At 73.2% G+C, this 8,677-nt stretch carries 8 protein-coding genes; 2 read left to right on the forward strand and 6 right to left on the reverse strand.

Annotated features, from left to right (window positions below):
- Nucleotides 1–41: 41 nt before the first annotated feature.
- The 6 genes from GWI24_RS35125 to GWI24_RS35150 all read right to left on the reverse strand — a co-directional run bounded on the left by GWI24_RS35125 (nucleotide 42) and on the right by GWI24_RS35150 (nucleotide 7,398).
- Nucleotides 42–1,184: a glycosyltransferase family 4 protein gene (locus GWI24_RS35125; RefSeq protein ID WP_210950090.1), complete on the reverse strand. Its 1,143-nt coding sequence runs from the start codon at nucleotides 1,182–1,184 to the stop codon at nucleotides 42–44.
- 512 nt (nucleotides 1,185–1,696) lie between these two features.
- Entirely contained in the window at nucleotides 1,697–2,932 is a 1,236-nt protein-coding gene (locus GWI24_RS35130; protein ID WP_210950095.1) for a hypothetical protein, read from the reverse strand.
- 70 nt (nucleotides 2,933–3,002) lie between these two features.
- Nucleotides 3,003–4,154: an NlpC/P60 family protein gene (locus tag GWI24_RS35135; protein ID WP_210950091.1), complete on the reverse strand. Its 1,152-nt coding sequence runs from the start codon at nucleotides 4,152–4,154 to the stop codon at nucleotides 3,003–3,005.
- A 220-nt stretch (nucleotides 4,155–4,374) separates the two neighbouring features.
- On the reverse strand, nucleotides 4,375–5,400 hold the full coding sequence (locus GWI24_RS35140; RefSeq protein ID WP_210950092.1) for an NlpC/P60 family protein: 1,026 nt from the start codon (nucleotides 5,398–5,400) through the stop codon (nucleotides 4,375–4,377).
- A 373-nt stretch (nucleotides 5,401–5,773) separates the two neighbouring features.
- Entirely contained in the window at nucleotides 5,774–7,135 is a 1,362-nt protein-coding gene (locus GWI24_RS35145; protein ID WP_210950093.1) for an NYN domain-containing protein, read from the reverse strand.
- Nucleotides 7,136–7,152: 17 nt separating this feature from the next.
- A complete protein-coding gene (locus tag GWI24_RS35150) occupies nucleotides 7,153–7,398 on the reverse strand; it encodes a hypothetical protein (RefSeq protein ID WP_137977599.1) in 246 nt (81 codons plus the stop codon).
- A gap of 152 nt (nucleotides 7,399–7,550) precedes the next feature.
- Between GWI24_RS35150 and GWI24_RS35155 the strand changes: the two genes are divergently transcribed.
- Together GWI24_RS35155 and GWI24_RS35160 are read left to right on the forward strand one after the other, a co-directional pair.
- The gene (locus GWI24_RS35155) at nucleotides 7,551–8,285 is read left to right on the forward strand and encodes a rhomboid family intramembrane serine protease (RefSeq protein ID WP_210950094.1); all 735 of its coding nucleotides are present in this window, start codon (nucleotides 7,551–7,553) and stop codon (nucleotides 8,283–8,285) included.
- Nucleotides 8,282–8,563 (forward strand): Lrp/AsnC ligand binding domain-containing protein, encoded by a 282-nt coding sequence (locus tag GWI24_RS35160; RefSeq protein ID WP_020872014.1) that lies wholly within the window; start codon nucleotides 8,282–8,284, stop codon nucleotides 8,561–8,563. Before GWI24_RS35155 ends, GWI24_RS35160 begins: the two co-directional genes overlap by 4 nt.
- Nucleotides 8,564–8,677: the final 114 nt, after the last annotated feature.

Consider the following 8,677-nt stretch of genomic DNA (forward strand, 5'->3'; position numbering starts at 1 on the left):
CCGCCGCAGGCGTCACGATCCGCCGGACACCGCCCAGGCCGTCACAGCAGCGACTTCAGGCGGTCGGCCAGCAGGTCCCAGCGCCAGCGCTCCTCCACCCAGGCGCGGCCCCGCTCGCCCATGCGGCGGCGCAGCTCGGCGTCCTCCAGCAGGGTCACGACGCGCTCGGCGCTCTGCTCGGCGGAGTCGCCCCGTACGACCCATCCGGTCTCGCCGTCCAGCACCGCGTCCGGTGCCCCGCCCGAGTCCCCGGCGACGACCGGCAGACCGGTCGCGGACGCCTCCAGATAGACGATGCCGAGGCCCTCGACATCCAGCCCGCCGCGGCGGGTGCGGCAGGGCATGGCGAAGACGTCGCCCGCGCCGTAGTGGGCGGGCAGCTCCTCCCAGGGGACGGGGCCGGTGAACCGCACCGACTCGGCCACGCCCGTGGTCTCCGCGAGGCGGCGCAGATCCTTCGCGTACGGCCCGCCGCCGACGATCAGCAGCACCGCGTCCGGCACCCGCCGGAGGATCCTCGGCATGGCCCGGATCAGCGTGTCCTGCCCCTTGCGCGGCACCAGCCGGGAGACACAGACCACGACGGGCCGCTCGGCCAGGCCCAGCCGGGCCCGGATCTCATCGCCGCCCGAGCCGGGGTGGAAGGTCTTCTCGTCCACACCGGGCGGGAGTTGGACCATCCGGGCGGCGTCCCGGGGGTCGAGCGCGGCGGCGATACGGGAGCGGGTGTACTCACCGAGATAGGTGAGGGTGTCCGTGGCCGCGCCGATCCGCCGCAGCAGCTGCCGTGAGGCGGGCAGCTGGGCCCAGGCGGCCTCGTGGCCGTGCGTCGTGGCCACCAGCCGCCGCGCCCCGGCCGCGCGCAGCGCGGGGGCCATCAGCCCGAGCGGCGCGGCGGCGCCGAACCACACCGAGGTGCAGCCGTGCTCGCGCAGCAGCGCGGTCGCGCGGCGGGTGACGCGCGGGGTGGGCAGCAGCATGGTCGTCCGGTCCCGGACGACCGGGTACGGCTGCTCGGCGTCGAAGCGGGCGGTGGCCTCGGCGCCCTCCCGGCCGCGCTTCCAGGTGGAGGCGTAGACGACGATCCGGTCCGGGTCCAGGCGCAGCGCGATGTTGTGCAGAAACGCCTGGATGCCACCGGGGCGGGGCGGAAAGTCGTTGGTCACGAGCAGGGTCTTGTCCATCCTGGCCGACAGTACCGGGTGCGGCGACGGGCCCGCTCCGCCGCGTCCCGGCCAGGGCCCGGGGCGGTACGGCCCGGGCCCGTCGTCACGTACGGGCCCGGGGCTGAGCGCAGCTCGCTCGCCACATACGCGTCCGAGCGGGGCCTGGGGCGGCGCTCAGCCCAGCGCACTCCCCACGCACGCGTCCGGGCCGGGACCCGGGGCCGCGCTCAGCCCAACGCACTCCCCACGCACGGGCGCGGCGCTCAGCCCAGCTCGCCCGCCACGCACGCGTCCGGGCCGGGACCCGGGGCCGCGCTCAGCCCAACGCACTCCCCACGCACGGGCGCGGCGCTCAGCCCAGCTCGCCCGCCACATACGCGTCCGGGCCAGGACCCGGGGCCGCGCTCAGCCCAACGCACTCCCCACGCACGGGCGCGGCGCTCAGCCCAGCTCGCTCCCCACATACGCGTCCGGGCCAGGACCCGGGGCGACGCTCAGCCCAACGCACGCCCCATGCACGGGCGCGGCGCTCAGCTCAGCTCGGTCGCCACGTACTTCCGCCACCGCGCCGTGAACTCCCGCAGGCTCACCCCGAGCACCTTCCGCAGCGCCGACTCCACCGCGCCCGAGCGCTCGTGCGCCCGGCCCACCTCGCGGTAGAAGTCGACCAGCTTCTTCTCGCCCCACCCGTCGGCGATCAGGCGGCAGGCCAGCCAGCCCTGTTCATAGGCGCGGGAGAGGCGGTCGGGGTCGCTGCCGAAGCGGAAGTCGTCGTCGCGCGGGAGCGCGGTGGGCAGGTGCCCGGCGGTGACGGCGTCGGTGAGTTCGGGGGCGATCTGGCGGGGGGTGCGGCCCGGGGTGCGGTAGCCCACCCAGTCGGCGAAGCCCTCGGAGAGCCAGAGCGGGGTGGTGGCGCTGGTGGCGGTGCGGGTGGCCACATGGGCCGTCTCATGGGTGATCACGACGCGCCGGCCGAAGTCGCCGAGGACCTGGTAGGCCTCGGGGTTGACGATCACACGGTCGGCGGGCGTCTCGTCACCGGCCCCGCCGACCTCGCCCGTGGTGACGGCGGCGATCCCGCGGTAGCCGTCCGCGGAGGCGCCGAGCAGGGCGGCCATGCGGCCCAGGGAGGCGGGGACCTCGACCACGACGCGCCCGGCCCACTCATGGGGCCAGACCTGGCCCAGGACGGGCACCGCCCGGTCCGCGGTGTCGGCGACCGCGCGCAGCACCCGCCGGTCCTGCCCGACGCCGAGAACGAGGCTGTGGGCGCCGCGCACGACGTCGACCGTGCCCTGGTCCCACAGCTGCTCCATACCGCGCTTGCCGTCCACCACACCGTCGTCCGAGGCCACGTACCACTGCCCGCCGCGCCGGGCGAGGGTGAGGTACTGGGCGGAGACGACCGGCGCGGTGTCGTACCCCTTCAGCCGGTACCGGAGTTCGACCTGTGCGGCGAGGCTGCGGCCGCCGACCCGCGCGGGCTCGAAGCCGCCGGTGCGCACCAGGCGGTAGGTCCAGGAGCGCAGCGGTACGGCGGACATCTGCCGGAACACCCGCCGCTGCTCGGCCAGATAGCCGGCCGAGCCGCGGTCGACGGTGGCGAGGAAGGCGTCCGCGTCCCGCTTCCGGACCGCGGCGGCACGCTGGTCCAGCATGCGCTGCACGGCCCGGCCGTCGCGCCCCTCGGGGTCGTCGGGCGGGGGGACGGGTCCGCAGCCGCTCAGCGCGGTCAGGGAGAACGCGCCCACCAGGGGCAGGCACAACAGCGCCCGCCATCCGCCCGATCTCCACCGACCCGCCACGTCTTAGATCGTACGAGCCCGCGCGCCGGCTTCAGACGCGAGTGATGGAAGAGATCGGCAACATGCCCACGGGGTCGTAGCGGACCCGCGCCCCGGGGTAAGGGGCGTGGATCACCTGCCCGTTGCCCGCGTACATGGCCACATGGCTGGCGTCGGAGCGGTAGACCACCAGATCGCCGGGGCGGGCCTGGGACAGCGGCACCGACTGCCCGGCGTGCGCCTGGGCCTGTGAGGTGCGCGGAATGGCCACCCCGGCGTGGGAGTAGGCCCATTGCATGAGCCCGGAGCAGTCGAAGGCGGTGGGACCGGCCTGGCCCCATGCGTACGGCAGCCCCAGGGCCGCCCGTGCCGCGCCGAACGCCGTGGCGGCCCGCCCCGAGGACGGTACGGCGTGCGGCCCGCCGGTAAGGCCCCCAGGGAGCTCCTCGGAGCCGTAACCGGAATCGGAACCGGAATCGGAAGGGGAACGGCCGCCGGGAAGGGCGCCCGGCACCAGCCCGGCGAGGGCACCGTGCTCCCGTCCGCCCGCCCGCGAGGCGCGGCGTGCGTAGCTCTCCCACTCCCCCGGCGGCAGCGCGTTCACCAGCCGCCGTGCCGTGGCCAGCCGGCGCTGGACCGCCCGCTTGTGGCGGGCCACCTCCTTACGGCTGTGCTCCAGCTTCACCAGCTTGGCCGCGGCCTCCGCGCGCTCCTGCCGCAGCGTCCGCTGGGCGCTCTGGAACACCCGCAGCTGCGCGGTCTGACGGCTGGTGATCCGGTCCAGGGTGGCGGCCCGGTCGAGATACTGGGCCGGGTCCCCGGACAGCAGCAGGGCGAGGCCCGGGTCGATCCCTCCGGTGCGGTACTGCCCGCCCGCGAGGGCGCCGAGCGCCGTCCGCATCCGGTTGACCCGCCCCTGGCCGCGGGCGACCCGGTCCTGGACCCGGCCGACCTGACGGCGCAGGGCCTGGGCGCGGGTCTCCGCCGCGTTGTAGCGCTCGGTGGCCCGCTCGGCCTGGGCGTAGAGCGTGGCGATCCGGTCGCCGGCGGACCGGGCGGACGGACGGCCCGCCGGGTCGTGCGGCTCGGCACCGGCCGGCACGGCGGACAGCGCGGCGGCGGAGGCCACCGCGGCCGCCGAGGCGGCGGTCCAGACGGTGACCCGGCCGGACCGGGGTTTCGCGACGCGGCGACAGAACGCCATGGGAAGCCGCACTCCCTTCCGCAGTGTCGGGCTGAGAACTGCGGGCAGACAGTAGCCGTGGCGCTACCCACGGTCCAACGGCCGTGAGGCGCGGGCACACTGACGCCCCGCCGACTGACGCAGGTCACCGGCGGGGCGGGGGATCAGCGAGGGCGCTGGAGATTCGCCCGAAAGGATGGCAGTTGAGGCGGTTTGAAACCTGGTTCGCAGGACTTCCGGATCAGACCCGGACGCCGAACTGGAACGGCATGTTGTCCATCGACTCGTAGCGCACACCGGCACCGGGCTTGGGCGCGTGCAGCACCTGGCCGTTGCCCGCGTAGAGACCTATGTGGTGCAGGTCGCCGTAGAAGAGCACCAGGTCGCCCGGCTTGAGCTCACCGCGGCTGATGCGGGTGCCGGCGTTCGCCTGATCCTGGGAGATGCGCGGCAGCTGCACCCCGGCCTGCTGGTAGGCCCAGCCGGTGAGTCCGGAGCAGTCGAAGGAGGACGGACCGGTCGCGCCCCAGACGTACGGGAGGCCGATCTTCGTCTTGGCGGCGGCCAGCGCGGCGGCGGCACGCCCCGACTCGGGCACCTCGTTGCCGAGGTCGACTCGCTCGCTGGAGCGGTTGGCGCGCTCGGCGTCCTGGGCCGCCAGCTTGGCGCGCTCCTTGGCGGTCAGGGTATTGAGGAGGTTCCGGGCCTTGGACAGCTTGCCCTGGATCTCGTCCTTCTTCTTGCCGAGCGCCTTACGGGTGTCGGCAAGGTCCTGCAGCTTGGTGGACGCCTCCTCGCGCTGCTGCTTGAGGGTGCGCTGCTTGTCGGCGATCTTCCGCAGGGACTCGGCCTGCTTGCCGCTCAGCTGGCTGAGGGTGGACGCCTTCTCGAGGTAGGTGTCCGGGTCGGAGGAGAGGAGCAGCTGCACCGAGGGGTCGATCCCGCCGGAGCGGTACTGGGCGGTGGCCATCGAACCCAGGCCGTTGCGCAGCTTGTTCAGGTCCTCCTGACCGCGCGCCACCTTGTCCTGGAGATCGCCGACCTGCTTCTCCAGCTTCTCCTGCTTCTCCTTGGCGCCGTTGTACTTCTCGGTCGCCTGCTCCGCCTCTTCGTAGAGCTTGTCGACCTGCTCCTTGACGTCCTTCTTGTCCTGCTTCGGAGCGGCCTGGGCGGCCTGGGAAGTGAGAGCGACGGCGGCGGCCGCGGTCGCGGTGAGGACGGTTACCCGAGTGCGGCTCGGCTGCTTGGGTCGACGGTGGGACGCCACGAAGGCGAGCTCCTTCTTCCTCCAGCCGCCTACCGGGAGTTGGGGGGTTGTGAGGCCCCGGCTCCGCGACAGGGCGCGGACTCGGCGGTACCTCCGCTGTCACCCCGGATGGGTGATCAACCGCGCGAAGGTTCGAGCTGACCATAGTGACCCCGCCGTGATCCGTTCAAATCCCGACGGCAAAAAAGTCGGTCCACGGGCGCATCTTTTACAAATATCGTACAGGCAGTGATGGCCGATGACGCTCCGCTGACACCACAAGTGCCCCGGGTCAGACTTGTGAAGTCATTCGAAGTGATTCGGGCACTTCGGCCGTGGAATGGAGAAACGGGGCAACCGGGGCACGGGGACGGGCGATTCGGGCTACGTCGGCTCAGGAACGGGCAAGTCGCTTCAGCAGCAACGCCGATGCCACGGGGCGCGCTCCGGCGCGTGCCACCCCGTCGGCCACCTCGCGGTCGGTGGACACCACCACCACCGGACGGCCCGGCGGCTCGGCCCGCACCAGCTGCCGGATCAACTCGTCGGCCGTCACACCCGGCTTGCTGAACAGCACCCGCACCCCGCGCGGCGGCGCGAGCAGCACCGGAGCGGCCAGCTCCGCCCCGTCGAAGACACAGGTCATCTCCGCGCCCGTCTGGGCCGCGAGCACCGCCAGACCGCCCAGCAGCCGCAGCCGCTGCTTCTCCAGCGGCATCGTGGGATAGCCGGTCTTGGTGACGTTGTAGCCGTCCACCACCAGATGCGCCTGGGGCAGCGCGAGCAGCTGGTCCAGCAGCGCCGGGTCCATCTCCGACAGCGCCCTGGTCGCTATGTCCTTCGGCGTCATCTTCCCCGGCTCCACGGCGTCCACCGTGTCCGCCGGGCGCATCGACGCGGGCGGCAGGGCCAGTTCGCGCCGCAGCCCCTGCGCCGCGTCCAGCACCGTGTCCAGCAGCAGCCGCAGCCGCATGTCCTCCACGCTGCGCCCCTCGCGCACCGCCCGCCGGCTGGCCTCCAGCGCCGACTCCGCCTCCGCGAGCCGGGCCCGCAGCCGCCGTGCCTCGCTGTCCGCGGTGGCCTGACGGGCCGCCGCCTCCGACCGTACGGACTCCAGCTCCGCCTCGATCTTGCGCAGCGCGGCCGCGCCCCGCTTCACATCGCTCTGCGCGCTGCGCAGCTTGCGCTGGAGCACGTCGTTCTCCTTACGGGCCGACTCCAGCTCGGTGCGCGTCCGCTCCGTCTCGTGCCGGGTGGCCGCCTTGGCCTCGGCGAGCTCGTCACGCAGCCGCTGGAGCTCGCGCGCCGCCTCCTCACCGGCCCGTTCGGCGGAGGCCCGCTGGGCCTCCTCGCCCGCAGCCTCGACCAGCTTGACCCAGCCCACCGGGCGCAGCACATACGCCACCGCCGCGACATCCACCGGATCGGCCGCGGCGGGCGGCGAACCGCCCTCGATCGCCTCGGCCAGCTCCCGCTGGGTCTCCCGCAGCCGTCCCGCGATCCGCTGCCGGAAGACGGGGTCGCTCTCCACCGCGGCGGCCATCGCGTTGCCCGCGAACTTGGCGCGGCGGGTCGGGGTGAAACGGGCGTACTGCCGCAGCTGGGTGGGCAGCTCGGTGACCGTCAGACCGCCGAAGGCATCCGCGACCAGCGCCACCACGCGCCGTCGCACCCCCTCCGGCAGGGGGCGGTCCAGCGCCTCGGGGACGCCCTCGGCGTCACCGGCCGCCCCGGGGTCACCGGTCCGCTCCACCACCTGTCACCGCTCCGTTCTCAGGCGCTCTGGCCGGTGCTCGGACGATCCACGAGTTCGACCTGGTCGACCGCGTTGCACCAGCGACAACGCACTGACTCAATGGTCTCACTGAGCACCTCGCGTTCCTCGACTCTGGGTTCCCCCGCCAAGTCGAGATGCACATACTCCACGGCTCTGGTCGAGCGGGTCACATCGAACCGGGTGAGATTGCCGCACAATGTGCAACGCCAGCGGGTCTGGGCGGTCGGCAGGGGCACGGCCATGGTTGCGGGTCCTCGCTTCTCGGCTCGTCGGCGGCGTCCTGTAACCCTACGGCCTGAGCCCTGGCCCGTGCCGGGCCCGTCCATCCCCACGGCCCGGCGGAGCGCGGCGAGGCGCTCTGTGGAGGTTGCGCCCGGTACGGAATGATCTGCCCATGATCGAGACGTCGTCGGGGCGGCACCGCCCCTGGATGGCGGGGCCCGGCCGCCCCTGGATGACGTACGGCCTGATCGCCAGCTGCTGCCTGATCTTCGTCCTCGGACCGGCCTCGGGGCTCAACCCCGGCTATGGCTCGGGCGGGCGGCTGGTGGAGGCCCAGTCCGCGTATTTCGAGCGCTGGGGGGTGGTGCCCACCGCCCTGTGGAGCGGCGACCCCGATCAGCCGCTCGCCCCGCTGACCGCGCTGTTCGTGCACGGCAACTGGCTGCATCTGCTCGGCAACATGCTGTTCCTCTATGTCTTCGGGGCGATGACCGAGGAGCGGATGGGCCGTTTCCAGTTCGCCGTCTTCTACCTCGCCACCGGCTATCTGGCGCTCCTCGGGTACGCCGCCGCGCACGCCGACTCGGCCCAGTCCCTGGTGGGCGCCTCCGGGGCCATCTCCGGGGTGCTCGGGGCCTTTCTGTGGCTGTTTCCCCGTGCCCGGGTGACCAGCCTCTTCCCGTTCCTGCTCTTCCTCCCGCTGCGCTTTCCGGCCTGGGCGGTGCTGATCTTCTGGGTGGCCCTCCAATGGGTGGCCGCCCGGCAGGCCGACGACCGCCCCGGCGTCGCCTATCTCGCCCATCTGGTGGGCTTCACGCTCGGCTTTCTCTACGCGTGGGCCCGGTTCGGGCGGACGGCTAGAGTGGGCGGCGCAGCCAGGCCCAGTGAGGGAGAAAGCCAGCCGTGATCACTTCGATCGTGCTCATCAAGACCAACGTGGACCAGATCCCGGAGACCGCCGAGAAGATCGCCGCGCTGGAGGGTGTGAGCGAGGTCTACTCGGTCACCGGCGCGCACGATCTGATCGCGATGGTGCGGGTGGCTCGGCACGACGACCTCGCGGACATCATCACGGGCCAGATCAGCAAGCTGCCGGGGGTCGCCTCGACCGAGACCCACATCGCCTTCCGGACGTACTCGCAGCACGACCTGGAGGCGGCGTTCGCGATCGGCCTGGACGGCTAGAGGGTGTCCGGCGGCTCTTGACGCCTGCGGCGGGCTGCTCCCCTCCCCGCCCCTTCCCGCAACTGGGGCTCCGCCCCAGACCCCGGCCGGACGCCCCGGACACACGCGGGCCCC

This window comes from Streptomyces sp. MK37H (assembly GCF_018035285.1).
In the GTDB taxonomy this organism is placed as follows: Bacteria; Actinomycetota; Actinomycetes; order Streptomycetales; family Streptomycetaceae; genus Streptomyces; species Streptomyces endocoffeicus.

Excerpts from the sequence above, each read along its gene's own strand:
- GWI24_RS35125 (WP_210950090.1), bottom strand. The coding sequence starts at position 1,184 with ATGGACAAGACCCTGCTCGTGACCAACGACTTTCCGCCCCGCCCCGGT.
- GWI24_RS35135 (WP_210950091.1), bottom strand. The coding sequence starts at position 4,154 with ATGGCGTTCTGTCGCCGCGTCGCGAAACCCCGGTCCGGCCGGGTCACC.
- GWI24_RS35150 (WP_137977599.1), bottom strand. The coding sequence starts at position 7,398 with ATGGCCGTGCCCCTGCCGACCGCCCAGACCCGCTGGCGTTGCACATTG.
- GWI24_RS35155 (WP_210950094.1), top strand. The coding sequence starts at position 7,551 with ATGATCGAGACGTCGTCGGGGCGGCACCGCCCCTGGATGGCGGGGCCC.